The organism is Dietzia sp. NPDC055877, from assembly GCF_053615975.1.
Genome location: NZ_JBSHCV010000002.1, coordinates 200,388 through 218,588, shown reverse-complemented (window position 1 = coordinate 218,588; position 18,201 = coordinate 200,388). Strand labels below are relative to the sequence as shown.

General features: G+C 68.1%; 18 protein-coding genes and 1 tRNA gene. 2 read left to right on the top strand and 17 right to left on the bottom strand.

Going from position 1 to position 18,201, the window contains the following annotated elements; genetic code table 11:
• Positions 1-32: 32 nt before the first annotated feature.
• The 11 genes from ACWGLC_RS03250 to rplJ form a co-directional block, all read right to left on the bottom strand.
• Positions 33-1,277: an MCE family protein gene (locus ACWGLC_RS03250; protein ID WP_452098552.1), complete on the bottom strand. Its 1,245-nt coding sequence runs from the start codon at positions 1,275-1,277 to the stop codon at positions 33-35.
• A complete protein-coding gene (locus tag ACWGLC_RS03245; RefSeq protein WP_452098551.1) occupies positions 1,274-2,584 on the bottom strand; it encodes an MCE family protein in 1,311 nt (436 codons plus the stop codon). Before ACWGLC_RS03245 ends, ACWGLC_RS03250 begins: the two co-directional genes overlap by 4 nt.
• Positions 2,584-3,810: an MCE family protein gene (locus tag ACWGLC_RS03240; protein WP_452098550.1), complete on the bottom strand. Its 1,227-nt coding sequence runs from the start codon at positions 3,808-3,810 to the stop codon at positions 2,584-2,586. The genes ACWGLC_RS03245 and ACWGLC_RS03240 overlap by 1 nt, the downstream gene beginning before the upstream one ends.
• Positions 3,810-4,832 carry an MCE family protein gene (locus ACWGLC_RS03235; RefSeq protein ID WP_295647650.1) on the bottom strand — a complete coding sequence of 341 codons (1,023 nt, stop codon included), beginning with the start codon at positions 4,830-4,832 and terminating at the stop codon, positions 3,810-3,812. Before ACWGLC_RS03235 ends, ACWGLC_RS03240 begins: the two co-directional genes overlap by 1 nt.
• Positions 4,829-5,920: an MCE family protein gene (locus ACWGLC_RS03230; protein ID WP_452098549.1), complete on the bottom strand. Its 1,092-nt coding sequence runs from the start codon at positions 5,918-5,920 to the stop codon at positions 4,829-4,831. Before ACWGLC_RS03230 ends, ACWGLC_RS03235 begins: the two co-directional genes overlap by 4 nt.
• Positions 5,917-7,344, bottom strand: a complete 1,428-nt coding sequence (locus ACWGLC_RS03225; RefSeq protein WP_452098548.1) for an MCE family protein — start codon at positions 7,342-7,344, stop codon at positions 5,917-5,919. The genes ACWGLC_RS03230 and ACWGLC_RS03225 overlap by 4 nt, the downstream gene beginning before the upstream one ends.
• 5 nt (positions 7,345-7,349) lie before the next feature.
• Positions 7,350-8,159 (bottom strand): MlaE family ABC transporter permease, encoded by an 810-nt coding sequence (locus ACWGLC_RS03220; RefSeq protein ID WP_452098736.1) that lies wholly within the window; start codon positions 8,157-8,159, stop codon positions 7,350-7,352.
• Positions 8,160-8,207: 48 nt separating this feature from the next.
• Entirely contained in the window at positions 8,208-9,038 is an 831-nt protein-coding gene (locus ACWGLC_RS03215; protein ID WP_452098547.1) for an MlaE family ABC transporter permease, read from the bottom strand.
• Positions 9,039-9,066: 28 nt separating this feature from the next.
• Positions 9,067-10,170: an ABC transporter ATP-binding protein gene (locus ACWGLC_RS03210; RefSeq protein ID WP_452098546.1), complete on the bottom strand. Its 1,104-nt coding sequence runs from the start codon at positions 10,168-10,170 to the stop codon at positions 9,067-9,069.
• A 288-nt stretch (positions 10,171-10,458) separates the two neighbouring features.
• A complete protein-coding gene (gene rplL / locus ACWGLC_RS03205) occupies positions 10,459-10,845 on the bottom strand; it encodes a 50S ribosomal protein L7/L12 (protein ID WP_230928302.1) in 387 nt (128 codons plus the stop codon).
• A gap of 60 nt (positions 10,846-10,905) precedes the next feature.
• Positions 10,906-11,418: a 50S ribosomal protein L10 gene (rplJ, locus tag ACWGLC_RS03200; RefSeq protein WP_230928303.1), complete on the bottom strand. Its 513-nt coding sequence runs from the start codon at positions 11,416-11,418 to the stop codon at positions 10,906-10,908.
• Between the two features lie 344 nt (positions 11,419-11,762).
• On the opposite strand from rplJ, the gene ACWGLC_RS03195 reads away from it, so the two are divergent.
• Entirely contained in the window at positions 11,763-12,746 is a 984-nt protein-coding gene (locus ACWGLC_RS03195; RefSeq protein WP_452098544.1) for a diacylglycerol/lipid kinase family protein, read from the top strand.
• Positions 12,747-12,890: 144 nt separating this feature from the next.
• Entirely contained in the window at positions 12,891-14,111 is a 1,221-nt protein-coding gene (locus tag ACWGLC_RS03190) for a CaiB/BaiF CoA transferase family protein (RefSeq protein ID WP_452098543.1), read from the top strand.
• On the opposite strand, the gene ACWGLC_RS03185 is transcribed toward ACWGLC_RS03190, so the two are convergent.
• The 6 genes from ACWGLC_RS03185 to ACWGLC_RS03160 all read right to left on the bottom strand — a co-directional run bounded on the left by ACWGLC_RS03185 (position 14,104) and on the right by ACWGLC_RS03160 (position 18,111).
• Positions 14,104-15,090, bottom strand: coding sequence for a hydroxymethylglutaryl-CoA lyase (locus tag ACWGLC_RS03185; protein ID WP_452098542.1), 987 nt, complete (start codon positions 15,088-15,090; stop codon positions 14,104-14,106). The genes ACWGLC_RS03190 and ACWGLC_RS03185 overlap by 8 nt on opposite strands.
• Before the next feature lie 116 nt (positions 15,091-15,206).
• The gene (gene rplA / locus ACWGLC_RS03180; RefSeq protein WP_452098541.1) at positions 15,207-15,929 is read right to left on the bottom strand and encodes a 50S ribosomal protein L1; all 723 of its coding nucleotides are present in this window, start codon (positions 15,927-15,929) and stop codon (positions 15,207-15,209) included.
• A gap of 90 nt (positions 15,930-16,019) precedes the next feature.
• Positions 16,020-16,454 (bottom strand): 50S ribosomal protein L11, encoded by a 435-nt coding sequence (rplK, locus tag ACWGLC_RS03175; RefSeq protein WP_230928307.1) that lies wholly within the window; start codon positions 16,452-16,454, stop codon positions 16,020-16,022.
• A 238-nt stretch (positions 16,455-16,692) separates the two neighbouring features.
• Positions 16,693-17,601: a transcription termination/antitermination protein NusG gene (gene nusG / locus ACWGLC_RS03170; protein ID WP_452098540.1), complete on the bottom strand. Its 909-nt coding sequence runs from the start codon at positions 17,599-17,601 to the stop codon at positions 16,693-16,695.
• A 64-nt stretch (positions 17,602-17,665) separates the two neighbouring features.
• Positions 17,666-18,001 carry a preprotein translocase subunit SecE gene (gene secE / locus ACWGLC_RS03165; RefSeq protein ID WP_230928309.1) on the bottom strand — a complete coding sequence of 112 codons (336 nt, stop codon included), beginning with the start codon at positions 17,999-18,001 and terminating at the stop codon, positions 17,666-17,668.
• Between the two features lie 37 nt (positions 18,002-18,038).
• Positions 18,039-18,111: transfer RNA gene (locus ACWGLC_RS03160), tRNA-Trp, on the bottom strand.
• Positions 18,112-18,201 lie beyond the last annotated feature (90 nt).

The window sequence follows — 18,201 nt, the reverse complement described above, 5'->3', positions numbered from 1 at the left end:
GCGGCGCGCCGGATCACCGGGCGGTCGCCGCGTCACCGCGGGATCAGTCCCTGCAGCACCGCGAGCTGCTCGGCGGCCACCGAGAGGTTGAGCTTGTCCGGATCGATCTTGGGCTTGTTGTCCCACGGCTGCACGACACCCGGGTACGCGTACTCGACCCGCTCCGCGCCACGCACGTTGGTCGGGCTGCCGAACGGCACCGAGCAGTGCGCGTCGTAGTTGGGCGGGAAGTTCTGCTCCTGCGGGTCGAACGAGGGATCCTGTGCCTTCATCTCGTCGATGATCTGCTGCGTCCCCTCGTAGCCCATGGTGCAGGGGGTCGGGTTGTCCATCTCGAGAACGAGACCGAAGTGGATCGTCCCGTCGCCCGGGGCCACTGACAGACCGCCGGCGGCCAGGGCGGGCAACAGTTGCAGCAGCACCTTGAACGACGGCGCCAGCGGGTCGACCGTCTTCATGGTGTTCGACAGATTGGTCACCGAACGCGTCAGGGGCTCGCCCGAGTTCTCCACCAGGCGGCGGGTCTCGTCGGCGAACTCCGGCGCGGTGGAGATCAGCCGCTCGAGATCCGAGTCCGAGTCACGCAGTGCCTCGGTGACAGTCCGCAGGTCGCTGGAGAAGCTGATGATCTCACCCGACTGGTCCGCCTGCGTGTCCAGGACCGTGGCGCCGTCGCGGATGAGCGCCTGAAGCTGGGGCATGGTCCGGATTCCGGAGTCCGAGATCGTGATCAACGAATCGGACAGCCGCTGGAGCTGGGGACCCCGCCCCTCGAAGGCCTTCCCTAGTTCGTCGACCGTCACCTCGAGCTCGTCGAGCGGAACCGACCGCGACAGCTCGTCGACCGACAGCAGCAGGTCCTCCACGCGGACGGGCAGCGCCTCGTCGCCCGCCGAGATCACATCGCCCTCCTCCAGATAGGGCTCGGAGAGACTGTTAGGTCGCAGGTCGACGAACTGCTCACCGATCGCCGACCGGTTGGCCACCACGGCGACCGTGTCGGCCGGGATGTCGGGCGCGCTGGAGTCCAGATCCAGTTCCACCCTGACGCCGTCCTCGGTGAGCGAGAGGTCCCCGATGCGGCCGACCGGGGTGCCCCGGTAGCTGACGGCCGCGTTGGTGAACACGCCGCCGGTGTCGGGCAGGTCGAGATAGACCTTGTACTGGCCGATGCCGAACAGCGACGGCAGGCGCACGTAGTTGGCGCCGACATACGTGATCCCCACTGCGGCGATCACGCAGAAGACGATGAGCTGCGTTCTCAGGGTCTTGTTCACTGGTATCCGGGCTCCCCTGGTTCGGGCAGGTAGTTCTCGGAGAACTCCGAGGTACCGGGCGCGGGCGGGGGGTTCACTGCCCGGTCCATGATCGGCGGGACGGGAAGCAACGGCAGCACGATGGTCGTGCGCCTGTCGGGTCCGTTGTCCCCGATCCAGGGGTTGCCCGGATCGACGTTGTACGGACCGCTGGTCGTGGTGGGCCAGAGCGGAACAGGGTTGCCCTGGTTGGCGCCGAGGTTACGGAGGGTCTCGGAGATCGTGGCGTCGATCGACAGGAACACGTTGGCCGAACCACCGATCGTCGACTGGATCGAGGCGTCCGGGAACGGGAACGTCGGGACGAACCCGGTCAGCTCGATGAGTTCCGGCGTGGATTCACCGAGGTACTGCAGTACCGGCCGCAGCGCCCGCAGATCCGCGATGAGGTCCTCACGGCTGGTCAGCAGGATGTCGGAACCGACCTGCCCCAGGGCGTCCACCCGACGCAGCATCTCCACGAACTGCGGCCGCTGCTCCTCGAGCACCGCCACACCCGCGGGCAACTCGTCCAGGGCCGCCTGGATCTGCGCGCGCTGGTCGTTCGCCCGGGCGGACATCAGGTTGACCCCCTCGAGCGCAGCGGTGATGCTGTCGCGCTGCCGGTTGAGACCCGAGATGAGTTCGTCGGCCGACCGCAGGGTTTCGGTGAGCCCCTCCTCCCGGCCGTCGGTGACCTTGCGCATCTCCGCCACGATCGGCTGCAGTTGGTCCACGCCGCCGCCGTTCAGCAACAGCGACAGGGCGCCGAGCACCTGCTCGATATCGGTGGCCGTGCGCGTGTTGGAGGTGCGGATGACGTCACCGGACTCGAGCTGGCCGACGGGCTCGGCGTCCTCCGGCGGGGTGAGCTGGACGAACTTCTCACCGAGGAGGTTTGTCTGCTGGATCGACGCCTCGACGTTCTCCGGGAGGTCCACGTCGTCGTTGATCAGCACCTCGACCTGGGCGGTCCACCCGTCCTCGGCGAGCGAGATCCCGGTGACCCGGCCGGCGTCGAGACCGTTGATCTTGACCGAGGACTGCAGGACCAGGTCCAGGACGTCGTCGAACTGGATCGCCACGTTCAGGGGGTTCTCCCCCACGTCGGCACCACCGGGCAGGGTGTAGTCCTCGAGATTCATTGAACACCCGGCCGCGAGCGCCGAGACGAGCGCCGTGGCGCCCAGAACCCGTCCGGCGCGGCCGATCCCGGGCAACCCGAGACCCGATCGGGCGCGACCGGCTGCAGTCGGCCCGGTCGCGGCGTCGTGACTGTCGTGTCTCATCACTGCCCCCCTTCGGATGCGGGGGTCATCGGCCAGCCGCGGATCCCCGGAACGGTGCCGGGCACCGGAATGGACTGCTTCATCTCGCCCTCGAGGATGCCCAGCGGCAGGTTCGGGTTGGACGCACGGAGTTCCTGGTTGCGCTCCGGAGCGAGCGCCTCGCACGCCTGGATGTCGGCGCGCCGCAGGTTGTCGAGCTCCTGGAACATCTCATTGCCCGGATTGAGCCGGCCCAGCTTCATGAGCGTGCAGAGAACGCCGGCGGGGTTCTGTTTCTCCGGGATGTTCGCGCGCATCGACAGGGTCCCGGACTCCGCGTCGTAGGCGTTGATGAGGTTGGCCAGCGCCAGCGGGGCGGTCTTGAGGATCTCCTCGATGTCGCCGCGCTGGTCCGCCGTGATCTGGCTGAGGGAGGCCAGCCGGTCGGCGTTGCTACGGATCACGTCCTGGTTGTCCCGGACGAGACGGGCCACGTCGGCCAGCGCATAGCTCAGCTCGGCCAGCGCGCCCTGCAGGTCCTCCCGCTGCCCGGCGACCGTCGAGTTGAAGGTCGCCATCTGCGTGTTGAAGTTGCGGACCTGTGCGTCGTTCTCCGCCAGCATGGTGACGAAGGACTGCAGGTTGACCACGGTGTCGCTGATGTCCTGGCTGGAGTCGGCGAGCGTCGTGGCCGCCGTGGACAGCTCGTCTATCGACCGTCCGAGGGCGGCGCCGTTGCCGCCGAGCGTGTCCGCGGACGTGGCCAGGAAGCGGTCGAGCGAGCCGTCCTTGTTGGCCCCGTCGGGGCCGAGCGCCTCGGTGAGCTCCTGGACCGAGGCGTAGAGCTTGTCCACCTCGACCGGTGTCGCGGTCCGGTCCAGCGGGATGTGCGCGCCTGACTCCATGGTCGGGCCACCCGCGTAGGCCGGGACCAACTGGATGTTGCGGTCCGGGATGACCGACGGGGTCACCTGGACGGCCTTGGCGTCGGCCGGGACCTCGACACCCCGCCGGACGTGGAGCTCCACCTCGACCGTCTCGCCCATCGGGACCACCTTGTCCACCGAGCCCACGGTGATGCCGAGGATCCTCACGTCGGTGCCCTGGGAGATACCGACCGCCGACGGGAACGTCGCGGTGATGGTGGTCCGCCCCATGCGGGACACGGCCAGGTAGGTGACGGCGACGATCGCGACGACGACGACGAGGATCAGCGCGAGCAGCCAGTACGGCAGTTTCTTGGTCATCAGTTGATCCCACTCAGTCGTGCGGGGCCACGGGCGCCCGGGTAGAACGGCGGCTCAGGCGCGCCCGGCGGTATCAGGTTGGTGACCACCGAATCGAACCACCGTCCGGTGCCCAGCATGTTGGCGTACAACCGGTAGAACGGGGCGAGGTTGTGGATCGACTTCTTCAGCTCCTCCTCGTGGTCGGTCAGGACCCCGAGCGCGGAATCCAGACTCTCCAGGGTGGGAGCGAACTCCGCCTCGTTCTCGGCCACGAAGAGCCGGAGTTCGGCGGACAGTCCGCGGGTCGACGCCAGGACCAACTTGAGGCTCTCCGACCGTGCGTTCAGCTCTCCGAGGAGCTGCCCGGTGCCGATGATGAGCCGCCGGAAGTCGTCGTTACGCTCGGCCAGGATCTCCGAGCTCGTCTTGGTGGCCTCGAGGAGTGCACGGAGTTCGTCGTCGCGGCTGGAGATGGTCTGGGACAGGCGGGCCACGCCGTCGACGGCGCCGCGGAACTCCTCGGGAGAGGCCTGCATCGCGTCGGTTAGGGTGTCGAGGCTTGTCGCCAGCTTGGTGTCGTCGATCTTGTCGAGGGTCTCGGCGGCCGACGAGAACGCGGTCACGACGTCGTACGGCGCCACCGTCCGCTCGAGCGGGATGGGCTCGGACCGGTCCAGCTCACTGTTGCCCGCGGGAGTGAGGGCGAGGTACTTCTGCCCCAGCACCGTCTTGATCTGGATGCTCGCGCGGGTGTCGTCGCCGAGCCAGGCATCCTTCGCCCGGAACCCCACGGCGACCTTGTCGCCCTCGAGTTCGACGTCGGTGACGACCCCGACCTTGACGCCGGCGACCCGCACCTCGTTGCCGTCGGTGAGGCCGGCGGCCTCCGAGAAATAGGCCTTGTACTTCGGCCCGGCACCCACAAACGGCAGAGCGTCCAGCATGAACGATCCCGCCGTGAGCACGAGGATCACCAGCACGCCCACGGCGCCGACCATCGCGTTGGAGAACCGGGGCTCCCCCGGCTTGCGCTTGCTCACGGGATCCCCCCTTCGTGGCACCGAGGTGCGGAGTTGGTGTACAGCACGTGGTTGAGTGTCGGACCGCCGGAGGGCAGGAGGTTGGGCACGTTGTTGCCCGGCCCCGACACGATGTCCGCGCCACACAGATAGAACTGGAACCAGGACCCGAACGATCCCATCCGGATGAGGTTGTCGGTCTTGAGCGGCATGTTGTGCAGCACCTCGCTGACCTTGTCCTCATTCGCGACCACGTCGTCCGTGACCTTCTTGAGATGGTCGAGCGACTCGGTGACGCTGGGCCTGGTCGCGGTGACGATGTTCTCCGCGGACGAGGTCAGGTCAGCCATCGAATCGAGCGAGCTACCGATCGCGTCACGCTCCTGGGCCAGGCCCTCGACGAGCTGGCGGGTGGTCACCACGAGCTGCTGGAACTGCACATCACGATCGTTGATGGTCTGCAGCACCTGGGTGAGGTTGTCGATGACCTCGCCGATCACCTGGTCGCGATCGGCCAGATGGTTGGTCAGCTGACCTGTCTGCTGGACCAGGTTGGCGACGGTCCCGCCCTCACCCTGGAGGACCTTGACCAGCGAGTCCGCCAACGCGTTGACGTCGTCGGGCTGCAGCGTGGTGAACAAGGGTTGGAACCCGTTGAACAGCGCGGTGAGGTCAACGGCCGGCGAGGTCTTGTCCAGCGGGATCGTCGTCCCCGCCGGCATCGCCGGCTGGGCGGGGCCCGGCACCCGGGCGATGTTCATGTACCGCTGACCGATCATGTTGCGGAAACGCAGCGTCAGGTGGACGTTCTCCGGAAGGGTGCGGTCGCCGACCATGGTGAAGTAGACCTTCGCCTTGTCCCGGTCGTAGACCTCGAAGTCGGTCACGTGCCCCACCACGACACCGGCGATACGGACGTCGTCCCCCTCCTCGACCATGGTCGCGTCGGAGAAGATCGCCGAGTACTTGGTCCCGTCCTCACGGGTGCCACCGCGGATCGTGGTGGCGAGAACCGCACTGAGCAGGACCGTCACCACCACGAAGACGGTGAGCTTGACGAACGATCCCAGCAGGCCGCCGCGGAACAATGCCCTGAGTTTCGCGTTCACTTGAAGGCCACCTCCGTTCCGCGCAGCGCGGGAGCGCCGACGGCGCCTATCCACCCCGGGACCTCGTCGGCATTACGCGAGGTGGCGACTCCGTACACGGTTCGGACGGTGTCGGCCTCCAGTGGAGATCCGGCGTAGGCCATGGCCATCACGTCTGCTCCCTGTCCCGCGGTGACGGTCGACGGGAACGGCATGTTCGGCTGCTCCGCGACGGCGCGGCCGGGGGCCGCGGGAACTGAACCCCGAGTGCGCATGGGGGGCACGGGACCGTCTTCCAACAGGGGATTCGGCAGGGTGGGCATGAACTCCGGCCCGGGGTTACGTGACGGCGGCTGATAGGAGCCGTCCGCGATCGCACCGCCGGGTGCCATCGGGAAGTTCTGCGGTGCCTGGGCGGGCTCGTAGCAGCGCGGTCCGCGCGTGTCGAAGAACCGGGGCTCGTCCTGGTTGGGGACGTACCGGCCCTTGGGGTTGACGACCTCGATGGTCACCCGGATGCCGGGGGTCGAGGTCCCCACGCCGAGAATGTCGTCAGAACGCTCGAGAGCGGTCATGAACAGTTCGGCCGTGCAGGGAAGCGCCGGCGTGTACTCGGCGAGCGCCTCCAGCGAACGTCGCGAGTTGATGGTCAGCGCGATGAGGTCGTCGCGGTTGTCGGCGAGGAAGCCGGTGGCCGCCTCGGTGCCCGAGCTGATCCGCTCCAACCCGTCCGCGATGTCGGTGCGCCGCTGGATCACCGTGTCGCCGGTGGTCCGGAGCGCGTCGAGAGCGTGGATGAGGTCGGGCAGCGCCTCGGAATAGGTCTGTGAGAAGGTCGCCAGGTCCTCGAGCCCGGCCTCCAGGGCGGGCATCTCCTGGGTGATGCCGTCGAAGACCTGTCCGATGTCGACCAGGCCCGCGCCGATCTCGTCTCCCCTGCCGGCCAGCGCCTGGTTGATGGCACCGAGCGTGCCGGCGAGCTTCTCCGGCGGGACGGCCTCCAGCACCGGGAGCAGTCCGTCGAGGACGCGACCGAGCTCGGTCGCGTTACCGCGGGAATCCTGCTCGATGGTCGCACCCGCCTCGATCGTGCCGACCGGCTGCTCGGGGAACGCCAGTGAGACGTAGCGCTCGCCGAACAGCGTCTTGGGCAGCAACCGGCCGCTGATGTTCGCGGGCAGCTGATCCATATAGGCCGGGTCGAACTCCATGTCGACGCGCACCCGGTCGCCCTCCAGCTCAACGCCTGCGACGCGACCGACCAGTACACCCCGGGCCTTGACGTCCGCGTCGTTCGGCAGGGCGAAGGCCATGTCGTCGGTGTACATGGTGACGCTGTCCGACGATGTGAACGCCCGGTTGTAGATGGCGACGGTGACAGCGACGAAGGCCATGACGATGACGATGAACAGGGCTGCGAGCAGTCGCTTCCTCGTCGAGGACATCTCGTTCATCCGGCCACCCGCACAGTCGTGGTCGTGCCCCACAGGGCGAGTCCGACGAAGAAGTTGAGGATTGCCACCACGACGATCGTCGTCCGGACGGCGCGCCCCACGGCCACGCCGACACCGGCCGGGCCGCCGGTGGCGGTGAACCCGTAGAAGCAGTGGATCATCACGAGGACGAACGCGAAGATGATGACCTTGATGAAGGAATATATGACGTCTTCTGGTGGCAGGAAGAGGTGGAAATAGTGGTCGAATGAGCCTGTGGACTGGCCTTGGATCAGGGTGTTGACCCCCCGTGTGGCCAGATACGACGCCAGCAGACCGACCACGTAGAGCGGGATCACCGCGATGAAGCCGGCGATGATCCGGGTGGTGACCAGGTACGGGACACTCGGGATAGCCATGACCTCGAGGGCGTCGATCTCCTCGGAGATCCGCATGGCACCGAGCTGGGCGGTGAACCCGCAGCCCACCGTGGCCGAGAGCGCGAGCGCCGCCACGACCGGCGCCACCTCGCGGGTGTTGACATAGGCCGACAGGAAGCCGGTGAGGACGGAGCTGCCGATCTGGTCGAGCGCCGCGTAGCCCTGCAGGCCGACCACCACGCCGGTGAAACCGCTCATCATGACGATGACGCCGATGGTGCCGCCGAGGACCGCCAGCACGCCCACTCCGAACGTGACCTCGGCGATGAGGCGCAGCACCTCGTGTCGGTAGTGCACGATCGTCTGCGGGATCCAGCGGATGGCCCGGAGGTGGAACGCCAGCTGGTCGCCCAGCGAGTCGAATGACGCAATGGGGCCACGGATCATGGCCCGCAGTCGTGCCCGCGTGGGCCCGACGTCGGTATGGATCGCCATCTACGAGCCCTTCGGGGGAACGATCTGCAGGTACATCGCCGTGAGGATGAGATTGGCGAAGAACAGCAGGAGGAAGGTCAGGACCACGCCCAGGTTCACGGCATCGCCGACACCCTTGGGCCCACCCTTGGGGTTCATGCCGCAGTACGAGGCCACGACTCCGGCGATGAGCCCGAAGACCAGGGCCTTGAACGAGGACATGATGAAGTCCGGCAACTGCGCGAGCGCACCGAACGACATGAGGTAGGCACCGGGGGTACCGCCCTGCAGCAGGATGTTGAACACGTAGCCACCGGAGATCCCGACGATCGAGACCAAGCCGTTGAGCAGGACCGCCACCAGCATCATCCCCAGCACGCGGGGGACGACGAGGCGCTGCACAGGGTCGATTCCCAGTACCCGCATCGCGTCGAGTTCCTCGCGGATACTGCGGGCCCCCAGGTCGGCGGCGACCGCGGATCCCGCGGCGCCGGCGATGAGCAGAGAGGTCACCAGGGGCGCGCCCTGCTGGACGACGGCGAGGACACCGGTCGCACCGGTGTAGGCCTCCGCACCCAGCTGCTGGACCAGCGATCCGGTCTGCATCGCCACGACCGCACCGAACGGGATCGCGACCAATGCCGACGGCAGGATGGTCACCGAGGCGATGAACCAGGACTGCTCGATGAACTCACGGAACTGGAACGGCCTTCTGAAGATTCCCCGAAGCACCTCGAGGAAGAGTCGGAACACCGAACCAGCCGCGCCGACCGCGTCCCGGATCCCACCGCCGACCTCGGCGGCCGAGACCCCGGCCTTCTCGCCTGGCTGCTGGGTTGCTCCCTCCGCCATCTACCCTCCCCCCGGACTCGTCGCCGATTCAGTTCTCAGCAGAACCATAATGGTCGTCCAGGCCGCTTCCGGAGGCGGAGTCACCTCCGGAAGCCGGCGCGACGGCACCCGCCGGGACGGCCCCGGCGGTGTTGCCGTTGCCGTGGCCTCGCGCGGCCCACTCCTCGCGGATGGCGTTCTGGGCGCCCGCGGGCAGGGTGTCGAGCATCTCCGACACGCGCTTCTCACGACGCAGCTCGCCCTGTCGCACCGGGCTACCCGGCGTCGGCTGCATCTGCGACGGCACGCCTCGGAGCTCGTCCTCGCCCGGGGAGCCGTCGTTGTGCCCGGCCTCGGCCTGCTCCATCTCCGCACGCATCTGCGCGTCGTCCTTCTCCTCGGACATCCCGATGGGGCCGAGTTTGGATCCGCGCAGGAACTGACGCACGGACGGCTCCTCACTTGTGAGGAGCACCTCGCGCGGGCCGAACATGACGAGGTTCTTGCGGTACAGCATCCCGAGGTTGTCGGGAACCGTACGGGCGAGGTTGATGTTGTGCGTCACGATGAGGATCGTGGCGTCGATCTGCGCGTTGATGTCGATGAGCAGCTGTGCGAGGTAGGTCGTACGCACCGGGTCGAGTCCCGAGTCGGGCTCGTCGACGAGGATGATCTCCGGGTCCAACACGAGGGCGCGGGCCAGGCCGGCGCGTTTGCGCATACCGCCGGAGATCTCCCCGGGAAGCTTGCCCTCGGCGCCGGTGAGACCGGTGAGCTCCAGCTTCTCCATGACGATGTTCCGGATCTCTGATTCCGACTTGCGCGTGTGCTCCCGCAACGGGAACGCCACATTGTCGTAGAGGTCCATCGAGCCGAACAGCGCACCGTCCTGGAAGAGGACGCCGAACAATTTGCGGACCTCGTAGAGCTCCTTGGCGGTGCACTGGAGGATGTCCGTGCCGTCGATGATGATCTTGCCGCGCTCAGGCCGCAGGAGACCGATCAGCGACTTGAGGAACACGGACTTACCGGTGCCCGACGGGCCCAGTAGCGCGCTGACCTCTCCCTCGGGGAGGGTGAACGTCACGTCCTCCCAGATCTTCTGCGAACCGAACGACTTGGTCAGCCCTTCGACGGAAACCTCGACACCCACGTCAGCACTCCTCACTTCAGCCCACGTTTGTGGCCACGGTCACTGTAAACTACCGCTCGGAGGAACTGCTTTGTTACATGCCCACCGATTCCGTTACGGGATCAGATCGAACCGGTAGTGCGAGACCGGTGGACGGCCGCCAAGGCACGCCGCCCGGGTGGCTTGCCGGACGCTGTGGAGCGCCTGATCGGGCCCGGTCGATCCCCTGCCGCCCGTCGCCCGGAAATGCCGCAGGGGCGGCCCGGCACGAATGCCGGACCGCCCCCGGACGAGCGGTGGTGCGTCAGCTCACTTGAGCGAGACGGAGGCACCGGCCTCCTCGAGCTTGGTCTTGGCGGCCTCGGCGGCCTCCTTGTCGACCTTCTCCAGCAGCGCCTTGGGAGCGGACTCGACGAGGTCCTTGGCCTCCTTGAGGCCCAGGCCCGAGACGATCTCGCGAACGACCTTGATCACGCCGATCTTCTTGTCGCCGGCCGACTCGAGGACGACGTCGAACTCGTCCTGCTCGGCGGCAGCCTCGCCACCGGCAGCCGGGGCGCCGGCGGCCGCGACGGCGACCGGAGCGGCGGCGGTGACCTCGAAGGTGTCCTCGAACAGCTTCACGAACTCCGAGAGCTCGAGAAGGGTCATCTCCTTGAAGGCATCAAGGAGCTCGTCGTTGCTGAGCTTCGCCATGGTGGCGTCCTTTCGTTGTGTCCCGGCGCCGTCATGCGGCCCGGAAGCATGTGGGGTAGGTCAGTTCTTCTTGTCCTGGAGGGCGCCGAACAGACGCGCCAGCTGCGAGGCGGGCGCGTTGAACAGGCCGGCGGCCTTCGTCTGGTTGCCCTTGAGCGCACCAGCGAGCTTCGCGAGCAGGACCTCGCGGGACTCGAGCTCGGCGATCTTCTCGAAGTCGGTGGCGGACAGCGGCTGGCCGTCCATGACACCGCCCTTGATGACGAGCGCCTTGTTGTCCTTGGCGAAGTTCTTGAGCGCCTTGGCGGCGTCCACGACCTCACCGGTGACGAACGCGATGGCGGTGGGGCCGGACAGGAGGTCGTCGAGACCCTCGACGCCGGCTTCCTGCGCCGCGCGCTTCACCAGGGTGTTCTTGGCCACGGTGTACGTGGAACCTTCACCCAGCGCCTTACGCAGCTCGGTGACCTGCGGAACGGAGAGTCCGCGGTACTCGGTGACCACAGCGGTCGTGGAGTTCTGGAAATGCTCCGTGATCTCCGCGACGGCCTGGACCTTGGCGGGCTTTGCCATGTTTCGCCTCCTTTCTGCTTCGTCTCGCCCGAGAGAAACACGAACGCCCCGTGCGCAGGGGGCACGGGGCGTGGAGGAATGGCCGCGAACCCGGGGGTTCGCTAACACGTCCAACGCTGACCGGTGTTCTCCTGCGCGGGCCGTCCGGGCGCTCCCGGACCCTTCGACCACCCCCGGCGGGAGTGGCGACCTGCGGTCTTCGGTGAAACTTGATCAGTTGCCCGGCCGCACGAGGCGACCAGGCGTTCAAACTTCTGCTCCAGAGTATAGGCACTCATAGGAACAGACCAAATCTCCTGGCCGGCGGAATGGCGGGCCGGTCGGGATTCTGACAGATTGGTGCCGTGGCCCCATCCCCGTCCCGTGTCGCCGTCGTCTATAACCCGATCAAAGTCAGTGGCGACGAGATCCGTCGACGCACCGAGATCCGGGCAGCGCGCCACGGGTGGACCGATCCCCTGTTCCACGAGACCACGGAAGCCGATCCGGGAACCGGGCAGGCCGCCGCGGCTGTGGCGGAGGGCGTCGGCCTGGTGATCGCCTGCGGTGGTGACGGAACGGTGCGTTCCGTCGCCAGGGGGCTCATCGGCAGTTCCGTACCGATGGGCGTGGTCCCCCTCGGTACCGGCAACCTGTTGGCCCGCAATCTCGACGTCCCTCGCGACGCCGTCGACCGCGCGCTGCATGTGGCCATGGGCGGGCGGACGCGCCCGATCGATCTGGGCGAGGTCCGGTACACCGACGGCGACGGCACCTCGCACGACGATGTCTTTCTCGTCATGCTCGGCGCCGGCATGGACGCCGACATGATCGCCGGCACCGACGACGATCTCAAGGCCCGCGTGGGGTGGCTCGCCTACGTCGGGGCGTTCGCCAACACCCTGGTGCGCGGCCACCGGATCAAGGTCGAGTATTCACTGGACGACGGTCCACTCGTGCAGACGAGGGCGCGGACGCTCCTCGTCGCGAACTGCGGGATGCTGCAGGGTGGGATGGTGCTCCTGCCCGCCGCCGTGATCGATGACGGCCAACTGGACGTGATGGCGCTTCGCGCCAAGGGCGTGCTCGAGTGGGCCGAGGCCGGTGCCGTTCTCGCCCAACACACCGTCCGACACCGGGTCCGGTCGCTCCCGGGGACGAGGGCGCCGGCGGACGAGCGAGAACAGCGCCGGACGCCCCCGGTGGACTTCCGGCAGGGCGTGCGAGTACACACCCGGATCCTCGAGAAGCCGGCGTCGTTCCAGATCGACGGGGAGGACTGCGGTACGGTTTCGGGCTTCTCGGCACGGATCAAGCACCGGGGGTTGATGGTCCGCGTCCCGAACTGACCCCTCAGGTCAGTCGTCGCGCACGAGAAGCGCCAACACATCGTGGATCTCCTCCACGCCGAGGGCGAGACCGTCCACCTAGGGTTCTGAGTAGAGATGTAGGAGCCACGAGCCGGGCGGCGCGCGGCGGGGAGGGAGCAGGACGTGGAGTCGACGACGCAGGACCGGACCGGACCGCTGGCGGGGATACTCGTGCTGGAGCTCGGCACCCTCATAGCCGGCCCCTTCGCCGGCCGCCTGCTCGGCGACATGGGCGCCCGCGTGATCAAGATCGAGGACCCCGGCCGCCCCGACCCCTTGCGCACCTGGGGGCAGGGCGAGCGGGACGGGCGCCGACACTTCTGGACGGTGCACGCCCGCAACAAGGAATCCGTCACGCTCGATCTGCGCTCGGACGACGGCGCGGCGATCTTCCGCGACCTGGTGTCCCGCGCGGACGTGGTGGTGGAGAACTTCCGCCCCGGCACCCTCGAGAAGTGGGGTCTGGGACCTGATGAGCTGCACGAGATCAACCCGGGCCTGGTGATCGGCCGTGTCTCGGGGTATGGCCAGACCGGTCCGCAGGCGAAGCGCGCCGGATACGCCTCCGTCGCCGAGGGCGTGTCGGGCCTGCGTCACCTCAACGGCTTCCCCGACCAACCGCCGCCGCGCATGGCGTTGTCGATCGGCGACACCCTGGGCGGAATGTTCGCCGTGCAGGGCATCCTCGCGGCGCTGCTCGCCCGCGCCACCAGCGGCCGCGGCCAGGTGGTGGACGTCGCGCTCACCGAGTCCTGCCTGGCGGTCCAGGAGTCGGTGATCCCCGACTACGACGCGGCCGGGGTGGTCCGCGGACCGTCCGGCACCCGGCTCGAGGGGATCGCCCCGTCCAACCTGTACCGGGCCTCGGACGGCCTCTGGGTGATCATCGCCGCCAACCAGGACACCGTGTTCCGCCGCCTGTGCTCGGCGATGGAACGCCCCGGGCTCGCCGATGATCCCCGGTTCGTGGACCATCAGGCGCGCGGCATCCACCAGGACGAGATCGACGAGATCATCGCCGACTGGGCCGCCGGCCGCACCGCCGAGCAGATCCGCGAGACGCTCGACCGTGCGGGCGTCGTGGCCGGTCCGGTCAACACAGTGGCCGACGTGGTGCGCGACGAGCAGTTCCGGGCCCGCGGGATGCTGGTGCCGCACGCGGTACCCGGCGTGGACGACACCGTCCTCGGCCCCGGCGTCGTGCCGGTCCTGACCGACACCCCTGGACAGGTCGGCCGCGGCGGCGCGCCGGAGCCCGGGTTCGACAATGATGCGGTCTACCGCGACCTGCTCGGGATGGACGACACACGCATGTCCGATCTGGCCGCGCGTGGCGTCATCTGACGACCGGGGCCCGCGGTCCCTGCGGCAGGGTCCAGGCGAACTCGCGGCCGTTGCCGTGCGCTCCCGCCGAGGCCCGCGACCGCGAGGCCTCCCCCAACTCGGCGAGCATGCGGTCACCGGCGGCGATCAACTCGTGGAAACGCTGCGGATCCAGCCAGTCGGGTCGCAGCGCGAACAGCACGTCCTCGGTGGCCGTGTTCCCCGAGGCACCCGGGGCGAAAGGGCAGCCGCCGAGTCCGCCGAGGGCCGCATCCACCATGGTGGCGCCCGCGCTGACGGCGGCCAGCGTGTTGGCCACGCCCATCCCCCAGGTGTCGTGTCCGTGGAAGACGATCCGGCGGTCGCCAGCGGCCTCCTGTGCGGCCGCGACCAGCTCGGACACCTGACGCGGGTGCGCCTGGCCGAGGGTGTCGGCCAGGACCACGTCGACCGTCCCCGCCCCGCGCGGGTCGCCGACGAGCCCCAGGACCCGGTCCGGGTCGACCTGCCCGGTGATCGGGCACGTGAAGGTGGTGGCCAGGCACAGCTGGACCGTGCCATCCACCTCCGCGGCGGCCTCGAGCGCCTCGGGCAGTCCGGCCATGGACGTCTCAGTGTCGCGGCCGATGTTCGCGGTGTTGTGCTCGTCGGTCACGGACAGGCAGTACTGGAAGCGGCGCACGCCGGCGTCCGCGGCCCGACGGACGTGCCCCGGGGTGGCCACCCAGACCCAGCAGCGGTCGCGTTCGGCCTCGTCCAGCGCGCCGATCACCTCGAGGGTGTCGGCCAGCGCCGGTACGAGATCGGGGCGGGCCATCGACCCCACCTCCAGCTCCGGCACTCCGAGCCGGAGGAGGGTGCGGACCAGCTCAATTTTCGAGTCGGTGCTCAGACGCCCCTCGGTGAGCTGCAGCCCGTCCCGCAGGGCCACATCCCGCACCGCGACGGGGTGCGCGGTCGGGGACGACCCGGCGAGCGAGCTGTTCGGCGAAGTGGTCATGAGGACATCCTCCCGTATCCGTCTGCGAGGAAGCGGAAATGCGAGTAGGCCCCGCGACCGGATTCTGGTCGCGGGGCCCTCGCCCCTGCCGGGGCTCACCTCAGTCGAGGATCAGCTCACTCGTCTCCGGAGCCGCCCTCGAGCAGCTTGGACACGGCGGAGGTGTCGACCGGGATGCCGGGGCCGGTCGTGGTGGAGATGGTGATCTTCTGCAGGTAGCGGCCCTTCGAGGAGGACGGCTTGAGACGCATGACCTCGTCGATCGCGGCCTGGTAGTTCTCCGTGAGCTGCTCGGTTGAGAACGACGCCTTACCCACGATGAAGTGCAGGTTATTGGCCTTGTCGGTGCGGAAGGTGACCTTGCCGCCCTTGATGTCGGACACGGCCTTGGTCACGTCCATGGTGACGGTGCCGGTCTTGGGGTTCGGCATGAGGCCGCGCGGGCCGAGCACGCGGGCCACACGGCCGACCTTGGCCATCTGGTCCGGGGTGGCGATCGCGGCGTCGAAGTCGAGCCAGCCGCCCTGGATCTTCTCGATGAGCTCCTCGGAGCCCACGGCGTCGGCACCGGCGGCCTCGGCCTCGGTCGCCTTCTCGCCCGCGGCGAAGACGATGACGCGGGCGGTCTTACCGGTACCGTTCGGAAGGTTCACGGTGCCGCGGACCATCTGGTCCGCCTTGCGGGAGTCGACGCCAAGTCGCATGGCGACCTCGACGGTGGCATCCATCTTCGTCGAGGAGGTGTCCTTGGCCAGGGCCAGGGCATCCAGAGGCGAGTACAGCTTGGTGCGGTCGACCTTCTCAGCGGCGGCCTTGAAGGCCTTGCTGTTCTTGCTCATTTCAGTTCCATTCCTGCCACGCCTATTGCGCAGCGGTTGGGTGTGGTGCGGGCCTGAGCTGCCCTTCCACAGGTGCTATCGGGGTGGAGGTCAGCCGTCGACCGTGATGCCCATGGAACGGGCGGTGCCGGCGACGATCTTGGCCGCCTGGTCGATGTCGTTGGCGTTGAGGTCCTCCATCTTGGTCTGCGCGATCTCGCGGACCTGGTCCATGGAGACCTTGCCGACCTTGTCGGAGTGCGGGGTGCCGGAGCCCTTCTGCAGGCCGGCGGCCTTGAGCAGGAGCTTGGCGGCCGGGGGCGTCTTCAGCTTGAAGTCGAACGACCGGTCCTCGTAGACCGTGATCTCGACCGGCACGACGTTCCCGCGCTGGTTCTCGGTTGCTGCGTTGTAGGCCTTGCAGAACTCCATGATGTTGACACCATGGGCACCCAGAGCCGGGCCGACCGGCGGGGCCGGGTTTGCAGCGCCGGCCTGGATCTGGAGCTTGATGAGCCCTGAGACCTTCTTCTTCTTCGGAGGCATCGTCTTCCTGATTCTTCGACTGGATCTCGGTGCCGCGCTGTACACGCGGGGGACCGACTGTCGTGTGCGCCTCCCCCGCGACGTCCAGCCACCTGGCGGGCATGCGGGAATACAGGCGCAACCTGAGAGAGTCTACGTCCAATCAGGCCCCAACACCCAATCGGCACCCGGCCCCGGAAACGGCGAACCCGCCCGGCGCGTGCTGCGCGGGGCGGGTTCGCCGACAAGCCCGTGGGCGTCAGTCGATCTTCTCGACCTGGTTGAAACCGAGCTCGACCGGGGTCTCGCGCCCGAAGATCGACACCAGCACCTTGAGCTTCTGCGCGGCCGGGTCGACCTCGGAGATGCTCGCGGGGAGGGTGGCGAACGGACCGTCCATGACGGTGACGGACTCGCCGACCTCGAACTCGACCTCGATGGCCGGTGCGACCAGACCGCCCTCGCCCTCGGCGGCGCCGGCGGCGGCCTTCTTCTCCGGCTTGGGGGCCAGGAACTTGGCGACGTCGCTCAGCGACAGCGGGGTCGGGGCGCCCGTGGCACCACCGGTCGCGCTGACGAAGCCGGTCACACCGGGGGTGTTGCGCACGACGCCCCACGACTCGTCGTCGAGCTCCATGCGCACCAGCACGTAGCCGGGCAGGACCTTGCGGTTGGCGGTCTTCTTCTGACCGTTCTTGACCTCGGTGTACTCCTCGATCGGGACCTCGACCTGGAAGATCTTGTCCTCGGCGCCGAGGGTGACGGCGCGGGTCTCGAGGTTGGCCTTCACCTTGTTCTCGTACCCGGCGTAAGAGTGGATGACGAACCAGTCACCGGGCAGCTTCCGCAGCTGGCGCTTGAACGCGATGATCGGGTCGATCGTCGGCGCGGCCGGCTCGGCAGGAGCCTCCGCCTCGGCCTCGTCGCCGCCCTCGAGGTCAGCCTCGTCGCCGTCGACGATCTCCTCGACGATCCCCTCGTCACCGGCGGTCTCGTCGATCGCGTCGTCACCGGCGGTCTCGTCGTCGGCAGCCGGGGGGACCTCGGCGTCCGACGGATCCGCACCCGTGTCACCGAGCACCGCGTCGGCCTCGATCTCGGCCTGCTCGGCGGCAGCGGGGGTCTCCTCGACGCCGTCGGCCTCAGGGCTCTGGTCGATGTCGCTCACGGAAATGCGGTCCTCTCGAGTTTCGTCGGTCCGGTTCTCGCCCCGGACCTGGTGCGGCGGGTCGTCAGCGGTCGAAGACGAGCTCGACGAGCTTGCCCGCACCGAAGTCGACGCCGGAGACCAGCGCCGTCATGAAGATGAGGAACAGGAACACCACGATGGTGTAGGTGACCATCTGATTGCGCGTGGGCCAGATGACCTTACGCAGTTCCTCGGCCACCTGCGCGATGTACTGGAACGGATTGGCGCGGGATGCCCGCGTGTCCTCCGGCTTGTCCGCATCGGTCCGGACGCGGCTCGCGACGGTCGTGTCGCCACGACCGGCCTTCCCGGTGGGGACGGCGGCATCGGAGTCGCGGGCGCCGCTGGTGTCGACGTCGTCGTCGCGATCCTTGCTCACGCGCCTACCTCCGGGTCGTCTGGCTTGCGGGGAAGTGCAGGGGCGACAGGACTTGAACCTGCAACCTGCGGTTTTGGAGACCGCTGCTCTGCCAATTGAGCTACGCCCCTTCGGCCGGTCTCCCGGCCACCCGTGCCTTCCGCGTCTGCGGTCCGCACGAACGCCTCGACTCTACAGTGTCGGCTACTGCCTCGGGCAGC

Coding starts and splice junctions, on each gene's coding strand:
- ACWGLC_RS03245 (WP_452098551.1), bottom strand. CDS start 2,584: ATGAGACACGACAGTCACGACGCCGCGACCGGGCCGACTGCAGCCGGT.
- ACWGLC_RS03240 (WP_452098550.1), bottom strand. CDS start 3,810: ATGACCAAGAAACTGCCGTACTGGCTGCTCGCGCTGATCCTCGTCGTC.
- ACWGLC_RS03225 (WP_452098548.1), bottom strand. CDS start 7,344: ATGTCCTCGACGAGGAAGCGACTGCTCGCAGCCCTGTTCATCGTCATC.
- ACWGLC_RS03220 (WP_452098736.1), bottom strand. CDS start 8,159: ATGATCCGTGGCCCCATTGCGTCATTCGACTCGCTGGGCGACCAGCTG.
- ACWGLC_RS03215 (WP_452098547.1), bottom strand. CDS start 9,038: ATGGCGGAGGGAGCAACCCAGCAGCCAGGCGAGAAGGCCGGGGTCTCG.
- rplL (WP_230928302.1), bottom strand. CDS start 10,845: ATGGCGAAGCTCAGCAACGACGAGCTCCTTGATGCCTTCAAGGAGATG.
- rplJ (WP_230928303.1), bottom strand. CDS start 11,418: ATGGCAAAGCCCGCCAAGGTCCAGGCCGTCGCGGAGATCACGGAGCAT.
- ACWGLC_RS03185 (WP_452098542.1), bottom strand. CDS start 15,090: ATGACCACTTCGCCGAACAGCTCGCTCGCCGGGTCGTCCCCGACCGCG.
- rplA (WP_452098541.1), bottom strand. CDS start 15,929: ATGAGCAAGAACAGCAAGGCCTTCAAGGCCGCCGCTGAGAAGGTCGAC.
- rplK (WP_230928307.1), bottom strand. CDS start 16,454: ATGCCTCCGAAGAAGAAGAAGGTCTCAGGGCTCATCAAGCTCCAGATC.